Source organism: Cupriavidus sp. 10L43_2 (genome assembly GCF_056395265.1).
The window spans coordinates 51322-72494 of record NZ_JBFTJE010000002.1; the positions used below are offsets into that span (position 1 = coordinate 51322).

General features: G+C 67.3%; 20 protein-coding genes. 4 read left to right on the plus strand and 16 right to left on the minus strand.

All coding sequences use genetic code 11. The annotated features are described in order from the left end of the window. Window positions 1-199 precede the first annotated feature (199 nt). Window positions 200-1261 (plus strand): porin, encoded by a 1062-nt coding sequence (locus tag AC1DEL_RS02555; protein ID WP_092297843.1) that lies wholly within the window; start codon window positions 200-202, stop codon window positions 1259-1261. Window positions 1262-1357: 96 nt separating this feature from the next. Here AC1DEL_RS02555 and AC1DEL_RS02560 read toward each other — a convergent pair whose 3' ends face one another. Next, window positions 1358-2692 (minus strand): PQQ-dependent sugar dehydrogenase, encoded by a 1335-nt coding sequence (locus AC1DEL_RS02560; protein WP_477125160.1) that lies wholly within the window; start codon window positions 2690-2692, stop codon window positions 1358-1360. Window positions 2693-2781: 89 nt separating this feature from the next. After that, a complete protein-coding gene (locus AC1DEL_RS02565) occupies window positions 2782-3267 on the minus strand; it encodes a GFA family protein (protein WP_092297849.1) in 486 nt (161 codons plus the stop codon). Between the two features lie 313 nt (window positions 3268-3580). Here AC1DEL_RS02565 and AC1DEL_RS02570 point away from each other — a divergent pair, with 313 nt between their 5' ends. Next, window positions 3581-3919 carry a hypothetical protein gene (locus AC1DEL_RS02570; RefSeq protein ID WP_092297967.1) on the plus strand — a complete coding sequence of 113 codons (339 nt, stop codon included), beginning with the start codon at window positions 3581-3583 and terminating at the stop codon, window positions 3917-3919. Window positions 3920-3950: 31 nt separating this feature from the next. On the opposite strand, the gene AC1DEL_RS02575 is transcribed toward AC1DEL_RS02570, so the two are convergent. The 5 genes from AC1DEL_RS02575 to AC1DEL_RS02595 are packed head-to-tail and all read right to left on the minus strand — an operon-like array spanning window position 3951 to window position 8717. Continuing rightward, a complete protein-coding gene (locus AC1DEL_RS02575) occupies window positions 3951-4886 on the minus strand; it encodes a LysR family transcriptional regulator (RefSeq protein WP_441590877.1) in 936 nt (311 codons plus the stop codon). After that, the gene (locus tag AC1DEL_RS02580; protein WP_477113754.1) at window positions 4886-5788 is read right to left on the minus strand and encodes a 2-hydroxy-3-oxopropionate reductase; all 903 of its coding nucleotides are present in this window, start codon (window positions 5786-5788) and stop codon (window positions 4886-4888) included. The genes AC1DEL_RS02575 and AC1DEL_RS02580 overlap by 1 nt, the downstream gene beginning before the upstream one ends. Before the next feature lie 24 nt (window positions 5789-5812). Next, on the minus strand, window positions 5813-6601 hold the full coding sequence (gene garL / locus AC1DEL_RS02585; protein WP_092297858.1) for a 2-dehydro-3-deoxyglucarate aldolase: 789 nt from the start codon (window positions 6599-6601) through the stop codon (window positions 5813-5815). A gap of 22 nt (window positions 6602-6623) precedes the next feature. Continuing rightward, window positions 6624-7718, minus strand: a complete 1095-nt coding sequence (locus tag AC1DEL_RS02590; RefSeq protein WP_477125161.1) for a malate/lactate/ureidoglycolate dehydrogenase — start codon at window positions 7716-7718, stop codon at window positions 6624-6626. Between the two features lie 3 nt (window positions 7719-7721). Next, the gene (locus tag AC1DEL_RS02595) at window positions 7722-8717 is read right to left on the minus strand and encodes a Bug family tripartite tricarboxylate transporter substrate binding protein (RefSeq protein WP_092297864.1); all 996 of its coding nucleotides are present in this window, start codon (window positions 8715-8717) and stop codon (window positions 7722-7724) included. 279 nt (window positions 8718-8996) lie between these two features. Here AC1DEL_RS02595 and AC1DEL_RS02600 point away from each other — a divergent pair, with 279 nt between their 5' ends. Next, window positions 8997-10676 carry a thiamine pyrophosphate-binding protein gene (locus AC1DEL_RS02600; protein WP_441590881.1) on the plus strand — a complete coding sequence of 560 codons (1680 nt, stop codon included), beginning with the start codon at window positions 8997-8999 and terminating at the stop codon, window positions 10674-10676. Window positions 10677-10703: 27 nt separating this feature from the next. Here AC1DEL_RS02600 and AC1DEL_RS02605 read toward each other — a convergent pair whose 3' ends face one another. Further along, window positions 10704-11021: a CppA family protein gene (locus AC1DEL_RS02605; protein ID WP_477108113.1), complete on the minus strand. Its 318-nt coding sequence runs from the start codon at window positions 11019-11021 to the stop codon at window positions 10704-10706. A 169-nt stretch (window positions 11022-11190) separates the two neighbouring features. Here AC1DEL_RS02605 and AC1DEL_RS02610 point away from each other — a divergent pair, with 169 nt between their 5' ends. Further along, complete coding sequence (locus tag AC1DEL_RS02610; RefSeq protein WP_477125162.1) at window positions 11191-12078, plus strand: RNA polymerase sigma-70 factor; 888 nt, start codon at window positions 11191-11193, stop codon at window positions 12076-12078. 190 nt (window positions 12079-12268) lie between these two features. Here the strand turns inward: AC1DEL_RS02610 and AC1DEL_RS02615 are convergent, their stop codons facing one another. The 8 genes from AC1DEL_RS02615 to AC1DEL_RS02650 all read right to left on the minus strand — a co-directional run bounded on the left by AC1DEL_RS02615 (window position 12269) and on the right by AC1DEL_RS02650 (window position 21095). Then, entirely contained in the window at window positions 12269-13375 is a 1107-nt protein-coding gene (locus AC1DEL_RS02615) for a porin (RefSeq protein WP_477125163.1), read from the minus strand. Window positions 13376-13544: 169 nt separating this feature from the next. Further along, window positions 13545-14795, minus strand: coding sequence for an ABC transporter substrate-binding protein (locus AC1DEL_RS02620; RefSeq protein ID WP_477125164.1), 1251 nt, complete (start codon window positions 14793-14795; stop codon window positions 13545-13547). Window positions 14796-14854: 59 nt separating this feature from the next. Beyond that, entirely contained in the window at window positions 14855-15916 is a 1062-nt protein-coding gene (locus AC1DEL_RS02625) for a cyclase family protein (protein WP_092297876.1), read from the minus strand. 155 nt (window positions 15917-16071) lie between these two features. Next, a complete protein-coding gene (locus AC1DEL_RS02630; protein ID WP_441590886.1) occupies window positions 16072-17310 on the minus strand; it encodes an AI-2E family transporter in 1239 nt (412 codons plus the stop codon). Window positions 17311-17573: 263 nt separating this feature from the next. Then, window positions 17574-17723 carry a hypothetical protein gene (locus tag AC1DEL_RS02635; RefSeq protein ID WP_177219971.1) on the minus strand — a complete coding sequence of 50 codons (150 nt, stop codon included), beginning with the start codon at window positions 17721-17723 and terminating at the stop codon, window positions 17574-17576. A 195-nt stretch (window positions 17724-17918) separates the two neighbouring features. Beyond that, window positions 17919-18356 (minus strand): hypothetical protein, encoded by a 438-nt coding sequence (locus AC1DEL_RS02640; protein ID WP_092297882.1) that lies wholly within the window; start codon window positions 18354-18356, stop codon window positions 17919-17921. Window positions 18357-18440: 84 nt separating this feature from the next. Next, window positions 18441-19385 (minus strand): LysR family transcriptional regulator, encoded by a 945-nt coding sequence (locus AC1DEL_RS02645; protein ID WP_477125165.1) that lies wholly within the window; start codon window positions 19383-19385, stop codon window positions 18441-18443. Window positions 19386-19403: 18 nt separating this feature from the next. Beyond that, on the minus strand, window positions 19404-21095 hold the full coding sequence (locus tag AC1DEL_RS02650; protein ID WP_477125166.1) for an MBL fold metallo-hydrolase: 1692 nt from the start codon (window positions 21093-21095) through the stop codon (window positions 19404-19406). Window positions 21096-21173 lie beyond the last annotated feature (78 nt).

A 21173-nucleotide genomic window follows, 5' to 3' on the forward strand; every position in this document is an offset into this window, starting at 1 on the left:
AGGGGGACGGCAGTAGCGGCAGGGGAACGGCAACAGCGCGTGATTGATACCGGGAAGCAGCGGGGCGGGCTAGCTAGGGAAAGCCCCAATCCGCACGCCCGCAACGGTCCGTATTTGAAGGATTTTCGAAAGCGATCTGAAAGTGAGCCTCCCATACCATTCGCGCCGTTCACTCACAAAAAAGACACAGGAGACAGGCATGAAACGGATGGCATGGGTCGTTGCCGGGATGGCTTGCGTTGCTACGGGCGGTGCGGCAGCGCAGTCCAGCGTCACGCTGTACGGCATCGTGGATTCGGGCGTGGAGTACCTCAACCACGCCGGGCCGGGCGGTGGTTCGGCAGTCAAGGTGATCTCGGGCGGCAAGAATACCTCGCGCTGGGGCCTGCGCGGCACCGAGGACCTGGGCGGCGGCCTGAAGGCCGTGTTCCAACTGGAAAGCGGTATCGCCATCGACACCGGCAAGCTGGACACCGACAACACACTGTTCGACCGCCGCGCCACCGTGGGCCTGCAGAACAAATGGGGCCGCCTGCTGCTGGGCCGTGACTTCACCACGACCTACGATTTCATGCTGCCGTTCGACCCGATGGGCTACGCGCCGAACTACTCGTGGGCGACCTCGTCCACGGCGTCGGGCGGGCGCAAGGACGGCATGTTCTCGCGTGCGACCAATGTGGTTCGCTATGACGGCACGTTCGGCGGCGTGAAACTGGGCGCCACGGTTTCGCTGGGCGAGGTGCCGGGCGAGTTCAAGTCTTCGTCGAAATACGACGTCGGCGTCGGCTATTCGTCGGGCGGCTTCGCTACCGCCGTGACCTGGGATCGCCAGAACGGCGCGGGCGGCAGCACCACGCCGGCCGATACGATGGACTATATCCAGGGCGTCCACGCCGGCCTGAGCTATGACTTCGGCTCGCTTGCGCTGTACGGCGGCTACCGCAACTACAAGCGCACCTTCACGAACGGCGCGGCCTCGCAGCTGAGCGACCTGTACTGGGTGGGCGCGGCGTACGACTTCACGCCGGCCTTCACGCTCTACGGCGCGGTGTACAAGCAGAACATCAAGGGCGCGACGGACGGCGATCCGATCCTGTTCTCGCTGCGCGCTCAATACAATCTTTCCAAACGCACCATGGCCTACCTGTCCGCAGGCTATGCCAAGGCGCGCAACGGTCAGACCGTGAGTCTCTCGCGCGACTTTGTGGGCTCTGCCAACAATCAGGTCGGCGTCACGGCGGGTCTCCAGCACCGCTTCTGATTCTTCACAGTCGGATTGTTGTTTGGACCATCGTGGTGGGTGGTCTTCCGGCGGCGCGAGGGGCTCGCGCCGCCGGTTTTTGCTTTTCGGCGCTATCTATTTAGTCGCGCCGGTCACGCGCCAGATCACATTGCCGACGTCATCGGCCACCAGCAACCCGCCGCGCTTGTCCACGGCCACGCCCACCGGGCGGCCCTGGGCGTCGCCGTCGGCGGTCAGGAAGCCGGTCAGCACGTCGAAGGGCGCACCGTTGGGCTTGCCCTGCTCGAACGGGACGAAGATCACCTTGTAGCCGGCACGCGGCTTGCGGTTCCATGAGCCATGCTGGCCGATGAACATCCCGTGCTGGAACCTTGCCGGCAGGCTGTTGCCGGCGGCGCTGGCCAGCCCTAGCGAAGCCGTATGCGTGCCCACCGCGTAGTCGGGCACGATGGCCTTCGCCACCAGATCGGGGGTCGGCGGCTTCACGCGCACATCCACATGCTGGCCGTAGTAGCTGTACGGCCAGCCGTAGAAGCCGCCATCGCGCACGGAGGTAATGTAGTCCGGCACCAGATCGCTGCCGATTTCATCGCGCTCATTCACGGCCGTCCACAACATGCCGCTGGTCGGCTCCCAGGCCATGCCGTTCGGGTTGCGCAGGCCGCTGGCGAACACGCGGTGCTGGCCGGTCTGGCGATCCACCTCCCAGATGGCGGCGCGGCCCGCTTCCTTGTCGATGCCGTTTTCGGCCACGTTGCTGTTCGAGCCGACCGTGACGTAGAGCTTGTTGCCGTCCTGGCTGGCGATGATGTTCTTGGTCCAGTGATGGTTCAGCGGCCCGCCTGGTAAATCCACGAGTTTCTGGCCCGGATCGGTGATGCTCGGCTGTCCCGGCGCGTAGGGATAGCGCACTACGGCGTCGGTATTGGCCACGTAGAAGTCGTTGCCGACCAGCACCATGCCGAACGGCGAATTCAGGTCCTTGAGGAAGACGGAGCGCTCGTCGGCCACGCCGTCGCCGTTGGTGTCGCGCAGCAGCGTGATGCGGTTGGCGCTCGGCACACCCGCGCCGGCGCGCTTCATCACCTGCTTCATGACCCAGCCCTTGATCCCTTTGCCGTCGTCCGGCTTGGGCGGCGCGTTCGACTCGGCCACGAGGACATCGCCATTGGGCAGCACGTAGACCCAGCGCGGATGGTCGAGCTTGTCGGCGAATGCGGTCACCGTCATGCCATCCGCCGCCACCGGCTTCTTGCCGTCCTCCCAGCCCTTGGCCGGCGCGATATGCACGGTCGGGATCAACGTCTTGTTCGGCTCGGGCAATTGCGGCGAGGCGCCGATGCCGGCCGACTCCGGCAGCTTGGCGGATTCGCCGCATCCCGTGGCGAGTAGCGCAGCGACGGTCAGGCAGACGGCCAACGGGAGAGGAAGAGGGCGGAAGCTCGGCATGTCAGGCTCCTTGCGCGCGAGGCGCCATGCTTGGAGCATAGGAAATCACTTGGCAGGCGTCTGTCGGCCAGTGTCCGACTTTAGGCCACTCAGGCCAGCAGGCGGTGCCGCTTGTGCCAGTCGTGCAGCGATTCTTCCGGCCAGGTCTCGCAATGGCGATGGCCCTTGCCGCGTGGCACATCCACCCATGGCGCGACGTTCTCCAGCGAAGCCTCCACCACTTCGGGTGGGCGGGGCAGGGGCGTGTCGATGGCGCTCGCGTTGGGGTAGACCATGTCGGGCCAGCGCGGGTCCCAGAGCCACAGCGGACTGCCGCACTCGGCGCAGAAATGGCGGAAGGCCTTCGAGCGCTTGGGGCGCTGGCCGGGCTCGCGCATCACAGCGTGATAGCGCGAGACATGCTTCTTGCCGCGAACGCGCAGCGAGTGGGCATCCCCGCCGAGGTTGATGCCATAGCCTCCGCCGCCGCCAGTCTTGCGGCAGATCGAGCAATGGCAATGCATATAGGGGCAGGGCGAATCGGACTCCAGACTGAACTGCACGGCGCCGCATTGGCACGAGCCTTCGAGATGCATGATCCCTCCTGGTTGGCACGGTCGATGCCTCCCAGTGTGGGCGACGGAGCCGGTCGCTTCAAGCACGCCAAATCTGCAGAATTCGCGAAAAGTGTGGCGTTGTCGGAGAGTGTCTGTCAGCGCCGATGAGTTTTTGTAAGGAGATGTTGGAATGAGGCACGCGGGGCACGAGTCGGCTTCTAAACTTCGGTGCGCGGCGCAGGAAGGCAAGACATCCTGCGTGCGGCATTGCGTGGTGCCCGCGCTGCCACAGGTTGTACGCGGGCACCGTCCGAGATAACAACATCTTGAGAGGTCTCATATGTCCAAGAACATGTCCACGAACCGAATCATCCGCACTGGCTCGCTGATCGGCGCCCTGACCGCTGGGCTGTTGTCCGCCACCGCTTTCGCCCAGACCACGGCCGCCCCGGCACCCGCCGGCGGCAACGCCGCCGTGCCGCCGGGCATGACGCAGATTCAACCGCCGAAGGACCCGCTGGTGGAGCGCCGCGAAGCCCGCAAGGTTGCGAGCGACCAGTACAAGGCCGAGAAGGCCGCCGCGAAGGGCGAATACAAGCAGGATGTTGGCGCCGCCAAGCAGGAGCGCAAGGACGCCAACAAGGCGGCCAACGAAACCGCCAAGCAGGAACTGCAGGCGCCGAAGCAGTAAGCGAATCCCACCCGGATTCCCGGGGGCGGGGCTAGACCAGCCGCGCTCCCGGCCACGCGCCAGACATCACGATATTCCGCACGGACTGCCGCACGGTCTGCATGATGTCCCACAGCTCGGGCACCACGGTGCGATTGCGCGCCGTGGCCAGCACTACCTGGCGCGTCACCACCGGCTCCACCAGCCGGGCCGAGTGCAGCCGCCCCTGCGCCACGCGGTCCGCCACGGCGGCGAACGGCAGCAGCGTGGCGCCGCAGCCATCCTCCACCAGCCGCATCGACACCGTATTCGAGGCATCGCACTCCAGCGCCATGTTCAGCGTGGTGCCGGCGCGCGCGGCCAGCGATTCGGCCAGCACGCGCAGGCCATGCCCGGTACTCGGCAGGATCAGCGGCACTTCGCCCAGCCGCCGCACCGGGAAGGTCAGGCCGAGGTGGCTCCACGAGGTGGGCGTCACCAGCGTCAGGTCTTCTTCCAGCAGGACATCCACCTTCAGCGCGCCTTGCTGCTCGGGCAGGTAGAGCAGGGCGACGTCGATCTCGCCGGCAGCCAGCCAGGCAAGGATCGGGCTGGCCAGCCCTTCGGCAAAGCGCAGCTTGGTCGCCGGAAAGCGCTGCTTGAGCGCCGTGCCGATGGCCGCGAAGGCCGTGTTGGCGATGGTCGGCTGCGCGGCGATGACCAACTGGGACGGCCCCTGTGCTGTGGACTTGCGCACGGCGGCACGGGCCTCGTTGAGCGTGACCGCCACCTGGCGCGCGTAGCCGAGCAGCGTGGAGCCGGACTCGGTCAGCACCACGCCCCGGCCGCTGCGGTGGAACAGGCGCGTGTCCAGCGCCGCCTCCAGCCGGGCGATCTGGCGGCTGACCGTGGACTGGTCCGCGCCAAGCTCCAGCGCCGCGCGGGAGATGCTCTGCGTGTTGGCCACGCAGACAAAGCACGCAAGGTCGTCGGAGTTCAGCGCCGACATCAGCCCGCCGTCTTGGGCTTGTCGCCGATGGCGAACGACGACATATGCTCGATCGCCTTGACCAGCCCCGAATGGTCCCAACCCGCGCCGCCCTGCGCCACGCAGACGTTGAACAGCTGCTGGCAGGACGCCGTGTTCGGCAGTCCCACCCCCAGCGCCTTGGCCGTGGACAGCGCCAGGTTCAGGTCCTTCTGGTGCAGTTCGATGCGGAAGCCCGGGTCGAAGGTGCGCTTGATCATCCGTTCGCCATGCACTTCCAGGATGCGCGAGCTGGCAAAGCCGCCCATCAGCGCCTGACGCACGCGCGCCGGGTCCGCGCCGGCCTTGGCGGCCAGCACCAGCGCCTCGCCCACGGCCTCGATGGTCAGCGCCACGATCACCTGGTTCGCCACCTTGGCCACCTGGCCGTCACCGACATTGCCGACCAGCGTGATGTTCTTGCCCATCAGCTGGAGCAGCGGCAGCACGCGGTCGAACACATCCTGCTTGCCGCCGGCCATGATCGACAGCGTGGCCGCCTTGGCCCCCACCTCGCCGCCGGACACCGGCGCATCCACATACTCGCAACCCAGCTGCTCGATGCGGGCCGCGAACTCGCGCGTCTCGATCGGGGAGATCGAACTCATGTCGACCACGGTCTTGCCCTGGCTCAGGCCCTCGGCCACGCCGTGCTCGCCGAACAGCACGCGCGCCACGTCCGGCGTATCGGGCAGCATCAGGAAGATGACGTCGGCCTGACGCGCCACCTCGGTGGCATTGGCGCAGGCCTGCATGCCGGCATCCTGGAGCGCCTGCGGCACGCCGCTGCGCGTGTGGGCGTAGACCGTGTGGCCGCCCGCCTGAAGGTGTTGCGCCATCGGCGCGCCCATCACGCCGAGTCCGATGAATCCGATCTTGCTCATATCCGTATTCCTATATAGATAGCGTCATTGCGCAAAGCGCTCGCGCAGCGCGCGGGAGGCGTCGCGCAGCAGCGTGTGGTCCAGCCCCACGGCGACGAAGTGCGCGCCCATGTCGAGGTAGCGGCGGGCGTCTGCCTCCACGGGAGTCAGCGTGCCGATGGCCTTGCCGGCGCGGTTGGCGGCGTCGTAGATCTGCGCCACGGCGGCCTGCACCTCCGGGTGGTTCGGGTCGCCGAGGTGGCCGTAGGCGGCGGCGAGGTCGTTCGGGCCGATGAAGATGCCGTCCACGCCGGGCTCGGCGCAGATCTCGTCGGCAGCCTCCACGCCCTTGCGGCTCTCGATCTGCACCAGCACGCAGATGTTCTCGTTGATGGTCTTGAAGAAGTCCGGCAGCGTGCCGTAGCGGTTCTGGCGCTGTACGCCGGACACCCCGCGCACGCCGTCCGGCGGGTAGCGCGTGGCCCGCACTGCGCGGCGGGCTTCCTCGGCCGACTCCACGAACGGGATCAGGAAGTTATAGAAGCCGATGTCCAGCAGGCGCTTGAGCAGCACGGGATCGTTCCAGGGCGGCCGGACCACGGGCGCGCTGGTGCTGTCCTTGAGCGCCATCAGCTGCGGCACGAAGGTCAGCACGTCGTTGGGCGCGTGCTCGCCATCGAGCAGCATCCAGTCGAAGCCGGCCAGGCCGATGATCTCGGTGGTAACCGGCTGGCCGAGCGAGGTCCAGCAGCCAATCAGGCGCTTGCGCGCGAGGATGTCCGCACGGAACTGGTTGGGCAGCGGGGAAAGCTGGGGCAGGTGAGGGGTCGTCATGAGAATTCCTTGAGCCTTGGGTTCAGTCCGCCGCCAGGGCGGAGAGCGGGCCGGGGGATTGGCCGCGCGCCTGGAGCACGCGCGCCGCGGCGTCGTCGAGCTGGGCCAGCGTGCCGGCATCCACGGGGATAAAGTCGGCGCGCGCCCTGCGCCATGCGCGCTCGGGGTCGCCGGGGAGGCGGATGGCATCGTTGCCCGGTTGCAGCCGGGACGCCTTCAGCCAATCGACAAAGGATTCCACCTCATGGCCGAAGGTGGTGCTGCTGCCCAGGCGGGCCGGATCGAAGATGATCGCCAGCATGTTGTTCCAGACCGCATGCTCGTGCGTCAGCGTTTCCGGGCGGATGGTGTGGCCGCCAGTCACGGCCGCGCCGAGCAGCTCGCACATCACGGCCAGCACGTAGCCCTTGTGCTCGCCGAAGGTGCGCAGCGCGCCGTGCGGCGTACCGGGCGGCGGGAACATGACCGACGGGTCGTCGGTGGGATGCCCGTTCGGGTCCATCAGGCTGCCCGGCGGCACCGGCACGCCCTTGTTGTTGGCCACGCGCACCTTGCCCATTGCGATGGCGCTGGTGGCGAAGTCGAGCACCAGCGGCGGGGCCCCCGCCACCGGCACGCCGATCGTGAATGGATTGGTGCCGAAGCGCGCGTCGTAGCCGCCATGCGGCGCCACGAGCGGCTTGGACAGCACATTCACGAAGTGGATCGAGATCATGCCGGCCGCCGTGGCCTGCTCGGCCCAGTGGCCCACCCGGCCCAGATGGTGCGAGCGCCGCAGCCCCATCACGCACACGCCGTGCTGCTCCGCGCGGGCGATGCCCATGCGCATCGCCTCCTCGGTCACGGCCTGGCCCATGCCCCGGTTGCCGTCCAGGCTCAGGATGCCGCCGGACTCATGCACCACGCTGACCTGCTGGTTGAGCTGCAATTGCTCGCCCTGCCAGGACAGCACGTACTTCGGGATCATGCCCACGCCATGCGAGTCATGGCCCGAGAGATTGGCGCCGACGAGGTGGTCGGCGGTCAGCTGCGCCTCACGCGCATCGGACCCCGCCGCCAGCCACAGGTCCACGACCCAGCGATGCAGGCCGGCGGTCGGAATACGGTGTTCTGCCATGCGTTACTCCAGGTGGATGTTGGCGACCTTGATCAGGTTGGCCCACTTGGCCACCTCGCTCTTCTGGAACTTGCCGAGTTCGGCCGGGCCGGCGCCAGACGGCTCCACGCCCATGCCCACCAGCTTCGCCTTGACGTCCGGCTGGTGGATGATCTTGCCGATCTCGGTGGCCAGCTTGTTGACGATGGGCATCGGCGTGCCGGCCGGCGCGAAGATCGCCTGCCACGAGACGATTTCATAGCCCGGCAGGCCCGATTCGGCCATGGTCGGCACATCGGGCAGCTCGGCGGCGCGCTTGGCGCCGGTGGTGGCCAGCGCGCGGAACTTGCCGGACTGCACCATCGGCATGGCGGCCACGCTGTTCTCGAAGACGATATCGACCTGATTGCCGAGCAGCGCCTGTACCGCCTGGCTGCTGCCCTTATAGGGCACGTGGGTCATCTTCAGGCCGGCCATGTTGGCGAACAGTTCGGCCGCCAGATGCTGGGAGGTGCCGTTGCCGGACGAGCCGAAGTTGATCGACCCCGGTTTGGCCTTGGCCGCTGCCATCACGTCCTGCACCGACTTGTACGGGCTGTTCACGTTCACCACCAGCACATTGGGCAGTGTGCCGATCAGCGCCACCGGCTGGAAGTTCTTGACCGGGTCGTACGGCATCTTGGGGTACAGGCTCACGTTGATGGCGTGCGAGCTGATGGTGCCGCCGAGCAGCGTGTAGCCGTCCGGCGCGGCCTTGGACACGTAGTCCGAACCGATATTGCCGCCGGCGCCGGCGCGGTTTTCCACCACCACCGACTGGCCGAGCACCTGCGACAGCCGCTGGCCGATCAGTCGGCCGAGCAGGTCCGTGGTGCCGCCCGCCGCGAATGGCACGACGTAGTTGATCGGCTTGCTGGGGTACTGGTCGGCGGACTGGGCTTGCGCCAGTGGGGCCGCCGCCATGCATCCAAGGCAAAGCACGGCCAGGGCCGGCCGCATCAATCGATGAGGGAAGGACATTGCATGGTCTCCTGTTTTCGCGAGCATTGTTATGGGACGGCCGGGATGGCCGTCAGGTGTCGCGGGCGGGCGCGCTGTCATGGCAGCATCGCCTCGGTAGCCAATCTACACGGGCGCGAGGCGGGCTGCCTTGCATAAAACGCATAACAGAAATGCACGATAGACCCCGCGGCGGCGCCCGTCAAACGGAAAAATCGCTGTCATCGCCGCCTGCTTCGGGTCTGGCGCCTGCTTGGCTCCACCTTGGCGCCGCCTCCGATCCTGTCCATACTTTTCGTCATGACCGCTCAAACCCCATCCTCCCAAGCCCGCACCGGCGGCCGTGTCCTCGTGGACCAACTGCGCCTGCATGGCACGGAGCGCATCTTCTGCGTGCCCGGCGAGAGCTTCCTGGACGTGCTGGACGCGCTGCACGACCAGCCGGCCATCGACCTCGTCGTCACCAAGCACGAAGGCGCCGCCGCCAACATGGCCGAGGCGGACGGCAAGCTGACCGGCCGCCCCGGCATCTGCTTCGTCACCCGGGGGCCGGGCGCCACCCACGCCAGCATCGGCGTGCATATCGCCCAGCAGGACTCCACGCCGATGATCCTGTTCGTGGGGCAGATCTCCCGCGCCCACAAGGGCCGGGAGGCGTTCCAGGAGGTGGATTACGCGGCAGTGTTCGGCACGATGGCCAAGTGGGCGGCCGAGATCGACGATCCGGCCCGGATTCCCGAGATGGTGGCGCGCGCCTTCCAGGTGGCCACGTCCGGCCGGCCCGGCCCGGTGGTGCTGGCGCTGCCCGAAGACGTGCTCGACGATCTGGTGGACTGCGCCGATGCCGAGCCGTACCGCACCGTGGCGGCCGCCCCGCGCGCCGAGGATGCCCGGGCGCTGGCCGCCGCGCTGGCCGAGGCCCGCCAGCCGCTGGTGATCGCCGGCGGCGCCGGCTGGACCGACGCGGCAGTGCGTGACTTCGCCGCCTTCGTCAAGGCATGGAACCTGCCCGTGGCCTGCGCCTTCCGCCGGCAGGACGTGATCGATAACCGCGACCCGCACTACATCGGCCATCTGAGCCTGGGCGTGAGCCCCAAGCTGGCCGAGCGGGTGCGCACGGCCGACCTGATCGTGGCGGTCGGCACCCGGCTGGGCGACATCGCCACCGATGGCTACACGCTGCTGGAAGTCCCGCGCCCGAAGCAAAAGCTGGTGCATATCCATGCCGATAGCGGCGAGCTGGGCCGCGTCTACCAGTCGGCACTGCCGATCCATTCGGGCGTGGTGCCTGCGGCAGCCATGCTGGCCGCGCTGCCGGCGCCGGCTTCTATCGGATGGAAGGACTGGACCAGCGGCGCCCGGGCCGAGCACGAGGCCTTCGTCACGCCGCCCAAGCCCCATGCGGAACTGACGGGGGTGGATATGGCTGCCGCGATGTCGCACCTGAACGCGGTGCTGCCCGAAGACGCCATCCTCAGCAACGGCGCCGGCAATTACACGGTCTGGCTGCACCGCTTTTATGCCTACAAGCGTCCGCGCACGGAACTGGCGCCCACCTGCGGCGCGATGGGTTACGGCCTGCCGGCCGCGATTGCCGCGAAGCTGCGCGCGCCCGAGAAGACCGTGGTCTGCCTGGCTGGCGACGGTTGCTTCCTGATGTATCCGCAGGAGATCGCCACGGCCGCCGCGCATGGCGCCAACCTGATCGTGATCCTGGTGAACAACCGCATGTACGGCACCATCCGCATGCATCAGGAGAAGCGCTACCCGGGCCGTCAGAGCGGCACGACCATCGCCAACCCTGATTTCGTGGCGATGGCGCGCGCCTGCGGCGCATGGGCGGAGCGGGTGGAGAAGACAGAGGACTTTGCGGCGGCGTTCGAACGCGCCCGCAACGCCGGCCAGCCGGCCGTGCTGGAGCTGATGACCGATCCGCTCCAGATCACGCCCGCAATGCGCGTGACCGAACTGCCGGCCTGAGCCCGGATCAGACGCTGCCTAGGCGATCTAGAACAGCGCCGCTTGTGGCCGGGCCTCGTGCCCGGCTTTCTCATGGCCGGACGTCGGGCGGGCCAGGATCTCGCGGATCTGCTCCAGATACCGCTCGCCCACCGCGCGATGGCTCTTGCGAGCCTCATCCGCCAGCGCGCGGCGCGACGGCGCCCGAATCCCGATCAGGCGGCAAATCGTTGAAAGATAAGGCTTTTTGTCGTCGACGGTGGCCCGGCGCGCGGCCGACAGCAGGGCCGCATCGCCAATGCGCCCCCGCAGCCAGACCAGCACCTGGCGGTCATATTCGTTCTGCACACGGATCAGGTGGATCAGGTGTTCCATTCCGCACTCCGATATACTGTTCATTCATACAGTTACTGTAAATATATACAGTGCATCGGAATTTTCAAGGTGTGCGTCGGAAAATGCTTGAAAGTTCTTGCGCTGGGCCGGCACGCGTGGCCACCATGGCGGTCTGCCAGCCGCCTTTTCGCATCGAATCATGGACGACACCACCGCCACCTTCCACAAGCTGCGCCCGCGCCTGCACGGGATTGCCTACCGGATGCTCGGCGCCGTGGCCGAGGCCGAGGACGTCGTACAGGACGCCTGGCTGCGCTGGCACACGGCTGACCAGACGGAAATCGAAAATGCCGAAGCCTGGCTGGTCTCGGTAACCACCCGCATCGCCATCGACCGCCTGCGCGCCGCCAAGATCCAGCGCGAGCACTACACCGGGATCTGGCTGCCCGAGCCGCTGATCACGGACAGCCCGGACAACCCCGAGGCCATCAAGGAGCGCGCCGACGACATCTCCGTCGCCTTCCTCCTCCTGCTGGAGCGCCTGACGCCCGAGGCCCGCGCCGCCTTTCTGCTGCGCGAGGTTTTCGACAACGACTACGACGAGGTGGCGCGCGTGATCGGCAAGAGCGAGGCCAGCTGCCGCCAGCTGGTCAGCCGGGCAAAAACCCAGCTACGCGACGACCGGCCGCGCTTCGCGGTGTCCCCGGACACCCATCGGCACATGGTCCAGGCGTTCGCCCAGGCGATGCAGGGCGGCGACTTCGCCGGCATCCAGGCGCTGCTGGCCAACGACGCCACCCTGGCCGGCGACGGCGGCGGCAGGGTCCAGACCTTCCCCAAGCCGCTCGAAGGCGCACGGCGCATCGCGCAACTGTTCTACGCCACGCGCCTCAGATTCCCCGGCGAGGGCCTCCGGGTGCGGCTGGTGCTGCTCAATGGCGAATGGGCGCTGCTGCGCTACTTCGACGGCGCGCTGGAGTCCGCGCAGACCTTTGTGGTCGAAGGCGACCGCATCGCCCGCATCCACGTGCAACGCAACCCGGACAAACTGGCGCGGATTGCGGCGTATTTTGGCGGAGAGGCGTAGGGAAGGGGCGGCCGCTGTGAGTTGGTGCGCCGTGATCGCAGTCATGTCCAGGTACGGGCTTGTCCCGGCTGCACCGGCATAACGCCCGGCGGGCGTTTTCTGCGGCCTGATCCAAAAAAGAGCCCGCCAAGGCGGGCCCAAAGACGAAGGGAAAGTCTCCGTCAAGTGGATTTCAGCGTGGCCGCTGCGCTCAGAAGCGGTGGCGGATGCCGACGATGGCGCCGAACTGGTTCTGGCCGGCGCCCACCTGTTCGGTTGTGGCCGTCAGGGTGCTGGCGCTGCGGTTCAGCGACGGGCCGAAGCCGGACAGGCCCATGGCCGAGCCGTCCCGGTTCTGGGCGTAGGCGACGATGGTGTACAGGTCGGTGCGCTTGGAGAACGCGTACGTGCCAGACAGCACGAAGCTGTACGGGTCGCCGCCGCTGTTGCGCACGTCGGTGTAGTAGGCCGCGCCAGTCAGCGTGATGGCCGGCGTGACCTGGTAGTTCGCGCCGATCCAGTACAGGTTGGTGCGCAGCGAGCTGCTGGCGAAGTCGCCGTAGTACCAGCGATAGCCGGCGAAGGCACGGGCCCGGCCGAAGTCGTAGCTGGCGCCGAGGGTGGCGCGGCGCTCGCGGTTGTCGTCCGTGGCGACGGTGCTGCCGCGCACTTCGTCGTACACCACGCGGGCGGACAGCGGGCCGGCCGTGTAGCCGACGCTGGCGCTGAAGTTGCGGCCGGCCTTGTAGTCGCCCGGCACCTCGCCGCCGGCGCTGCTGTCGTAGCCGGTGCTGTAGAACAGACCGTAGTACAGCGCGCCGGTCTGGCCGGTGAACTTCACCGAGTTATCGGCGCGGCCGGACATCCACTTGTCGTGCATCAGCACCGAGTAGCGCGTGGCGATGGCCATCGGGTCATAGGCCAGCGAGAAGTCGTACAGCACGGTCTGATGGCGGCCCAGCGACAGCGTGCCGTACTGGTTCTGCAGGCCGACGAACGCCTGACGGCCGAACATGCGGCCGCCCTGGTTGGCGCTGCCGGTGTCGAGGTCGAAGCCGTTTTCCAGCGTGAAGACGGCCTTCAGGCCGCCGCCCAGGTCCTCGGCGCCGCGCAGGCCCCAGCGGGAGGTGGAGAGGTTGCCGGCGGACATCCGCACGACGTTGTTGCTGCCGCCGGTGGCCGCGTTCGGCACGTGGGTCAGGAATTCCACGCCAGCGTCGACGACGCCGTAGAGCGTGATGCTGCCCTGGGCGTGGGCAGCAGCGGGCAGGGCAGGGAGGATGGCCAGCGTGGCCAGGCAGGCGAGACGGGTCTTCATGCGTTCGTGATCCTTGTTATGGTCGCCGCCCGCGCACCCCGTAAGGGCTCGGGCGTGCCGGCGGCGACTGCAATGTAACGAGGGATCAGGAACGGGAGAAGCGCGTCTGGGCTGACAGACTGTCCCGGGATTTGAACAATTGGGGCGTCAAGCGCCCCTCAGCGCTCCGTCAGCGGCTGCCCTTGAGCAACGGACATTGCGACTTCGACGGCGGGATGAACGCCTGGTCGCCCGGCACCGTGGCCAGCACCTTGTAGTAGTCCCACGGATACTTGGACTCGGCCGGCGTCTTGACCTCGAACAAATACATATCGTGCACCATGCGCCCATCGGCGCGGATGCGGCCGTTCTTGGCGAAGAAGTCGTTGATCGGCATCGCCTTCATCCTCTCCATGGTCGGCGCGGTCTCGTCCGTGCCGGCCGCCTGCACGGCCTTCAGGTAGTGCGTGACGGAGGAGTAGACGCCTGCCTGGCTCATGTTCGGCATCTTCTTGACCTTGTCGAAGTACTTGCGCGACCACGCGCGCGTGGCGTCGTTCATGTCCCAGTAGAACGCCTCGGTCAGCACCAGCCCCTGCGCGGTCTTGAGGCCGAGCGCGTGGATGTCGTTGATATAGAGCAACAGTCCGGCCATGCGCTGCTTGCCGTCGCGCGTCAGGCCGAACTCGGAGGCGGCCTTGATGGCGTTGACCGTGTCGCCGCCCGCGTTGGCCAGGCCCACCACCTGCGCCTTGCTCGCCTGCGCCTGGAGCAGGTAGGAGGCGAAGTCGCTGGTACTGAGCGGATGGCGCGCGGCGCCGAGCACCTGCCCGCCGGCCTCGGTGACCACCGTGGTGGCTGACTGCTGGAGCGTGTGGCCGAACGCGTAGTCGGCGGTCAGGAAGAACCACGTCTTGCCGCCGCGCTGGACCATGGCCTTGGCCGTGGTGTTGGCCAGCGCGTAGGTGTCGTAGGCGTAGTGGACCGAAACCGGCGTGCACAGGTCGTTGGTGAGGCGCTCGCTGCCGGGGCCGGAGAACACCACGATCTTGTTCTTCTGCTTCGCCACGTCGAGCACGGCCAGCGCGGGTGCCGAAGCCGCCACATCCAGGATGGCATCGACCTTGTCCGTATCGAACCATTCACGCGCCTTGTTGGCGGCGATGTCGGCCTTGTTCTGGTGATCCACCACCACCAGCTCGATTTTCTTGCCGAGCACCTTGCCGCCGAAGTCGTCGATGGCCATCTGCGCCGCCGTGGCGCTGCCGCGCCCGGTCACGTCGGCGTAGAGGCCGCTCATGTCGAGCAGCAGGCCGATCTTGACGACATCATCGGAAATCCCTGCCTTCGGCTGGGCCGAGGCGATGCCGGCCACACCGCCAGCACCGGCCAGCGCCAGCAGGGCAGCGGCCGTCCGCCGCCATGTCGCTGAAGTCTTCATGGTTGTCTCCTCCAGTTTTTTATCTAGTTCTTCTACGATTTAAAAACGCACACCGCGGATCACACCGTGGCCACCGGCGTCACCGGCGAGCCCACCGCGCCCGGCAGCCGCAGCGGCGGCGCCGTGAGCATGAAGCGCGAGCGGCGGTGCGCGCGCAGCCAGTCCGCCAGGTCCTTGAGATACCAGAGTTCGCCAAGCGGCAGCCCCAGCTTGAACAGGCAATGGTGGTGGAGCGGCAGCAGCGGATGCGTCTTCGCCTCGTCGGGCGGCGGCAGGGCCGGGTAGCGCTCCACGGCGTAGTTGTCGGCGATCAGCGCGGCGATGCCGGAATCGGTGATCCAGTTCAGCAGCCGGGCGTCGCGCCCGTTTAGCGCTGCGCAACTGTGGTGGAGCACCGCTTCGTCGGGCTCGCGCTGCATCGACAGCACGACTTCGGCAAAGCCGGTGCGCAGCAGGAGCATGTCGCCGGGCTCCACTTCCACGCGATGGGTGTCCATGGCGTGCATCAGGTCGTCGTAGCCGACGTTGCGGAAGTCCATGCCGAACACATCGGCCAGATCCACCAGCACGCCCCGGCCCTGCATGCCCTTGACGGCGAAGTTCTCGATGCCGAGCGCATCCGCGTGGCTGTGGGTATGGCCGTGGCTGCAATCGTGGGCGGCGAACTGGTCGTCATCGGCATAGTCGACCGGGCCGACGATGTCCGCGTTGGCGCGATAGCCGTTGTAGTAGACGCGCTCGAGCTTGCCATCGCCGTCCGCATCGAACAGCGCGCCCACGTGGGCCAGCGAGTCCCACTGGGTGGAGTACTGGAGGCAGAGCAGCACCTGATCGTCGCTGATGACATCGGTCGCGGCCGGGTTCACCTTGGCCAGCGGGAAGTTCATGTACGGGGAGTCGTCGCGGAAGGTGGGGCGCAACTCGGGCGGATGGCGGCGCGGATTGAGCTTGTTGCCGCCGGGGTAGTCCAGCGGCAGCGAGAGGCAGAAGCTGCGCCCCGCCTGGATCTCGCGCGCGCCCTTGACCACCTGCTCGGGGCCGATCAAATTGACGCGCCCCAGTTGATCGTCAGGACCGAAATCGCCCCAGTTGGAGCCCTGCGGACGTTGCTGCCAACGCATGCCTGATACCTCCCTCGCGAAAGATGTTGCCGGTTGAAGCGCCGCCGCCACATCGCGGCGCAGCATCCGGTTATACGTGATCCATGCGGCGCGGTCATTCTGCGTCGCATCAAGTTTCGCGTGACGAAATAGGAGGAGGAAGGCGAGGGGGACGGCTATTCGCCGAGGAACTCGGCCACCACCTCGAGCCCTTCGACGTGGTCGGCCACGACCTTGGCGATGACGGCCAGCGGAATCGCCAGCAGCATCCCCCAGGTGCCCCAGAGCCACGTGAACAGCAGCAGCGAGACGAAGACGGCGACGGCGTTCATGCGCGCCATGCGCCCCGTCATCCAGGTGGTCATGCCGGAGCCGATCAGCGTGGCGATCAGCATCGACCCACCGGCCGCCGCTGCCGCGACGGACAGCGTGCCGAACTGCATGAACCCGGCCACGCCCAGGCACAGGGCGATCAGTACCGCGCCGAAGTACGGCACCAGGTGCAGCGAGGCAGCCGCCAGCGCCCATGCGCCGGCATTGTCGATCGACAGATACCTGAGCAGGATGTACGTACAAAGCCCCAGCGCGGCGTTCGTGATGACCAGCATCAGCATGTAGCGCTGGATCGCCCGGTTGATCTCGTCGAGCATGTGCACGCTGATCTTCTTCTGGCTGATGGTGGTGCCGGCCATCTTGATGAACTTGCGCTTGAACATGTCGCCGCCCAGCAGCAGGAACCAGGTCAGGAACAGCACGACGATGGCCTGCGCCAGCATCGCGAAGACGCCCATCGATCCCACCCAGATGGCGTTGTTGAGGGCGTCGGCGGAACGTTCGACGACGATCGGCGCGCCCTTGGTCGGCGGTGGCTGACCGGTACCGACCAGTACCGTGGTGGCGCGGCGGATCTTTTGCAGCATGGAGTCGTCGCCGCTCACCAGTTCGCCCAGCGAGCGGGAGAGCTTGCTGGCGATGGCGGGCAGCCGGTCGACAATAGATTCAATCTGCCCCTGGAGCAGATAGGCGCCGCACAGCAGCAGGGCCAGCATGCCGAGCAGCACCACGGTCGCGCCCACGGCGCGCGGCACCCGCTGGCGCTGGAGCCACTCGACCATCGGATCGAGCAGGTAGGCGATGACGATGGCCACCACCACTGGCACGATGAAGTCGCGGGCGAGGTGCAGGGTGTAGAGCGATGCGAGCGTCGCCAGAATGACCAACGCCGTGCTGGCGCGGCGCACAGAGACAGACAGCTTGGGGGGCGTACGGGTGGGTGACGCCGGCGCGGCGTCCGCGGGCACCTCAGCCGTGACTGCGGGCACCCCCTCCGGTACGACATCCGGCACAACATCAGGTCCGGCCACGGTGCCGGGCGGGGCGGCCCGCATGGCGGGCTGGATCGGTACGCGCGACATGGATGGCGGGGCGGCTCGCAGACAAGAAGGACATGGCGTCACGAGGCGGACGCCTGCCATAACGATAGTCACTACGGGGCGCGGGAGGGTGTCGGTGCGTTCCGGGTCGCGGTGTAGGACAGCGGCGCGACCTTCCAAGGCGGGCTTGGGCGTGTGCAGCCTGATACACGAAAGCCGCACCAAAGCAAAAGCCCGGTCTCGTGAACCGGGCTTCTGGGGATTGCGTGGCTGGCGTAGCCGGGGGGCGATCAGCGCATGGCGGGTTAGCGCGTCAGCGTCGAATGATCGTCGCCGTGAGGGCGGGCGCCCGACTGCTTGAGCAGCGGGTCATTCTTGAGCACCCAGCGGGCGCCGAAGGCCAGTGCGACGATACAGGCCAGCATATACGCAACGATCACAGTGAGAGTCAGCATGGCATCACAGGAGTAGGTTGCGACCGCGTTGCCAGCTTTCGTTGGCGGGCCGATGGGAACGAATTGTATGTGAGACAAGACGTTTCGCCGGCGCCGAATTGCCTGAAATTTTCTGTATGCCGATCTAAGCCTGACTAATATCGGCAGGTTCTACGAGGGGCATGGATCATGACTGCCCCGCATCAACCTCCACCCCTAGAAGTAGCACCCCATCTCGTATTGCTGCGAGCGCAAAGCATGGACGTCGCTGCGGTAGCGGTCCGCGCGGCTCCAGTACTCGGTGGTATGCATGGCGCGCTCGGCGGCCCGCGCCTGGTACTCGAGTGCCCGGCACTGATTCCAGAAGACGTTCTGCGCGCGCAGGTCGAGATCGTCCTCGCGCCCCTGCCAGACCTGGATCTGTTGCGCCATCTGGGCGCGGCTCTGCAGGTAGGCCTGCTCGTCCTGGCGGATCTTGGGGGTCTTGGTGATGGTGGTCACATTGGCACGCATGGTGGACGTGACATCGCGGTAGCCCGCCGGGCACGATGCCGCCGTATAGAGCGTGTCCTTGCCGCTCTGGCACTTGGTGACGGCATGGGCGGCGCCGGAGGCGGCCAGCATCAGCAGCAGGATGGCAAATTGTCTGGACATGGCGGCGCCTTGGACGAATAGCGATGTCATCCAATGTAGGCAGCGATGCGCCGCGCTGCCAGTGCGGCAAGGTATCCAGATATTTCAGGTACGGGGGTTGCCGCGCTTTCGGTGTCCAGGCAGCGCCTTGGCGCCCTGCATTTCGGCATTGGTGGTCAGCAGCATGTCATACAGTTGCTGCGCCGCCGGCGACAGGGACCGGCCGCGCCGCCGGATCAGCCCCACGGTACGCGAGACGGTAGGCTCCACCAGCGGCACGCTGGTCAGCGTGGGATGCTTGCCCGGCGGCATGGCCAGCCGGGGTACCGCCGCCACGCCGAGCCCGGCTTCCACCAGGCTCACCAGCGTGCTGACGTGCCGCACCTCGCAATACCACTGCGGGCGATCGGGCACATCGGTCAGCGCCAGATCCAGCAGCATGCGGTTGCCGCTGGCCTTGCCCACGGTCATGTAGTCGTATTGGCCCAGTTCGGCCCAGGTGACCTTGCGCTTGCGCGCCAGCGGATGGTCGGGCGGGCAGGCCACCACGAACGGTTCCTTGAGCACGGGTTCGAACTCGACGTCGGGCTCCTGCGTGCCGATGTAGTTCAGGCCGAAGTCGGCCTCGTTGCGCACGATCAGGTTCAGCACCTCGTTGGCGCCTTCGTCGATCAGCCGCACGACGATGCGCGGCCACGTCTCGTGGTACTTGCGCAGCACCGCCGGCAGGAAGTAGCGCACCGCCGAGGGCACGCACGCCACCGTGACTTCGCCGGTCACGCGGGTGGCCACGTCCCGGATGCCGAGCAGCGACTCCTCCAGCCCGTTCAGGAGTTCGCGCGCCTTGCGCGAGAACTCCCGGCCCACGGCGGTCATCTCCACCGAGCGCGTCGTCCGGTCGAACAGCCGCACGCCGAGGGCGTCTTCCAGCTTCTCGATCCGGCGCGACAACGCCGGCTGGGACAGATGCAACTCCGTCGCTGCCGCGCGGAAGCTGCTCAGTTCGGCCACCGCCACGAAGGCGCGCAGATCGGAAAGGCTGAAGTTCATGCGCGGCTCATTTGTGGCTCATGCCGAAATCAGATGCCAGACCGCCTCGGTCTCGCGCGCCACGCCGTCTTCCTCGAGCTTGCGCAGGTGGGCCAGCAGCGAGCGCTGCGCCACCGGATGCATGCGCTCGGGCACGTCGTCGTAGACGCTGGCGAGCAGCGTGCCGATATCGGCCGGCGCCAGCGCGCGCAGCGCGTTCAGCACCTTGGCCTCGCGCTGCTGCCGATGGCGAATCAGCAGCCGGATGGCATCCCGGGGGCGCGGCATCAGGAAGCCGTGGCCCGGCGCAATCCACTCCAGGTCTTCGTCGAGCAGCGCCTGCAGGGACGCCAGATAGGCGCGCATGTCCCCATCGGGCGGATTGATGACGACGCTGGAACCCTGCATGACGTGGTCGCCCGTGAACAGCGTCTTCTCTTCCTCGAGCAGGTAGCAGAGATGGTTCGATGCATGCCCCGGCGTGTGCACCACCCGCAGCGTGGCGTGCGGGCCGAGCACGATCCGCTCTCCGTGCTCGGGCGTGCGGTCCGGCGCGAAAGTCTGGTCCTGGCGGTCCTGCACGGCCGTGACGCGCCCCCAGACCGGCGCGCCGGTGGCCTCGCGCACCGCCACGGAGGCGGGCGAATGGTCCAGGTGGGTATGCGTGACGAGAATCCACTTCACCGGGCCCGGCGCGGCGGCCAGCACGGCGGTGATATGGGCCGGATCGGCGGGGCCGGGATCGATCATCGCCCAGGTGTTGTCCGCGCCGCCGCCCACGAAGTAGGTGTTGGTGCCGGGGCCGGTCATCACGTTGCCGTTGTCCGCCGTGACGCGCCAGACCCGTTCGGAGAGCTTCACCGCTGCGCCCGGCGCCAGCGCGTAGCGGCCATGGCCGGCGCCATCGGGGTCGATCCGGGCGATTTCCGCGTACGGCGCTTCTTCCGGCATCACCGGCCGCACGCCCTTGGGGCCGGTGGCCAGGCGCGGCATGATCTGCACGATGTTGCGCAGCTTTTGGGCATGGTCGAAGCACGCCTGCGCAGTCGGGAAATGCGAAATCGACTGGAGCATGCGGCGGGTGACGTTCACCAGCGAGATATTGTTGGCCGGGTCCAGCGCATCGACGGGCCGCATCCAGCGATGCTCGACCGCTTCAACGCCATCGTGCCGCGCGGTCTGCCCAGCCGGCGCCAGCGCGAAGAAGAAGCGCGTGTCGAAGCGCTTCGGCAGGCCCGGCGGCGTCAGCCAGTGGCTGCCGTAGGCCAGTTGGTCCACGGCGAGGCGCACGCCCAGCCGTTCGCAGACATGGGCGATGCCGGCGCCGCCGTAGCCGGCGGCTTCGCGCAGGCTGCCGTAGGTGTCCGCGTCGAGTGCATCGAGATCCACATTCTGGCCGTTGGCATCGCGAGCGAACAGCAGGCCGGCTTCCTCGAACGCTTCACGTGCGGCGCAGAGGTAATAGTCGAGCCCGTTTTTGTCGACATTGAGCCGGGCGCTGGCGGCGGCATCGTCGAGGCCATCGCACAAGGGGTGAAGTGCCGCATCCTGCTCATCGAGTGTGCCGCCCGGGAAGACAAAGGCACCGGCGCTGCGGTCGTCGTCGCGCTGGGGGCGGCGCATCATCAGCACCTCCATGCCCGCCGGGCCGTCGCGTAGCACCAGCACGCTGGCGGCGGCGCGCAGGGCTTTGGAGCGAACGGGGGCGGCAGTGGCGTGGGTCTCGGACATGGACGGAATGGGGCGCAGTATCAGAACAGGCGCCAAGTGTAATGGGTTCGGGCGGTTCGAATCTGCCGCGATGCAGCA

Excerpts from the sequence above, each read along its gene's own strand:
- AC1DEL_RS02650 (WP_477125166.1), bottom strand. The coding sequence starts at position 21,095 with ATGTCCGAGACCCACGCCACTGCCGCCCCCGTTCGCTCCAAAGCCCTG.
- AC1DEL_RS02615 (WP_477125163.1), bottom strand. The coding sequence starts at position 13,375 with ATGAAGACCCGTCTCGCCTGCCTGGCCACGCTGGCCATCCTCCCTGCC.
- AC1DEL_RS02565 (WP_092297849.1), bottom strand. The coding sequence starts at position 3,267 with ATGCATCTCGAAGGCTCGTGCCAATGCGGCGCCGTGCAGTTCAGTCTG.
- AC1DEL_RS02600 (WP_441590881.1), top strand. The coding sequence starts at position 8,997 with ATGACCGCTCAAACCCCATCCTCCCAAGCCCGCACCGGCGGCCGTGTC.
- AC1DEL_RS02645 (WP_477125165.1), bottom strand. The coding sequence starts at position 19,385 with ATGAACTTCAGCCTTTCCGATCTGCGCGCCTTCGTGGCGGTGGCCGAA.
- AC1DEL_RS02610 (WP_477125162.1), top strand. The coding sequence starts at position 11,191 with ATGGACGACACCACCGCCACCTTCCACAAGCTGCGCCCGCGCCTGCAC.
- AC1DEL_RS02620 (WP_477125164.1), bottom strand. The coding sequence starts at position 14,795 with ATGAAGACTTCAGCGACATGGCGGCGGACGGCCGCTGCCCTGCTGGCG.
- AC1DEL_RS02580 (WP_477113754.1), bottom strand. The coding sequence starts at position 5,788 with ATGAGCAAGATCGGATTCATCGGACTCGGCGTGATGGGCGCGCCGATG.
- garL (WP_092297858.1), bottom strand. The coding sequence starts at position 6,601 with ATGACGACCCCTCACCTGCCCCAGCTTTCCCCGCTGCCCAACCAGTTC.
- AC1DEL_RS02630 (WP_441590886.1), bottom strand. The coding sequence starts at position 17,310 with ATGTCGCGCGTACCGATCCAGCCCGCCATGCGGGCCGCCCCGCCCGGC.
- AC1DEL_RS02625 (WP_092297876.1), bottom strand. The coding sequence starts at position 15,916 with ATGCGTTGGCAGCAACGTCCGCAGGGCTCCAACTGGGGCGATTTCGGT.
- AC1DEL_RS02590 (WP_477125161.1), bottom strand. The coding sequence starts at position 7,718 with ATGGCAGAACACCGTATTCCGACCGCCGGCCTGCATCGCTGGGTCGTG.
- AC1DEL_RS02575 (WP_441590877.1), bottom strand. The coding sequence starts at position 4,886 with ATGTCGGCGCTGAACTCCGACGACCTTGCGTGCTTTGTCTGCGTGGCC.
- AC1DEL_RS02570 (WP_092297967.1), top strand. The coding sequence starts at position 3,581 with ATGTCCACGAACCGAATCATCCGCACTGGCTCGCTGATCGGCGCCCTG.
- AC1DEL_RS02560 (WP_477125160.1), bottom strand. The coding sequence starts at position 2,692 with ATGCCGAGCTTCCGCCCTCTTCCTCTCCCGTTGGCCGTCTGCCTGACC.
- AC1DEL_RS02640 (WP_092297882.1), bottom strand. The coding sequence starts at position 18,356 with ATGTCCAGACAATTTGCCATCCTGCTGCTGATGCTGGCCGCCTCCGGC.
- AC1DEL_RS02635 (WP_177219971.1), bottom strand. The coding sequence starts at position 17,723 with ATGCTGACTCTCACTGTGATCGTTGCGTATATGCTGGCCTGTATCGTC.
- AC1DEL_RS02595 (WP_092297864.1), bottom strand. The coding sequence starts at position 8,717 with ATGTCCTTCCCTCATCGATTGATGCGGCCGGCCCTGGCCGTGCTTTGC.
- AC1DEL_RS02555 (WP_092297843.1), top strand. The coding sequence starts at position 200 with ATGAAACGGATGGCATGGGTCGTTGCCGGGATGGCTTGCGTTGCTACG.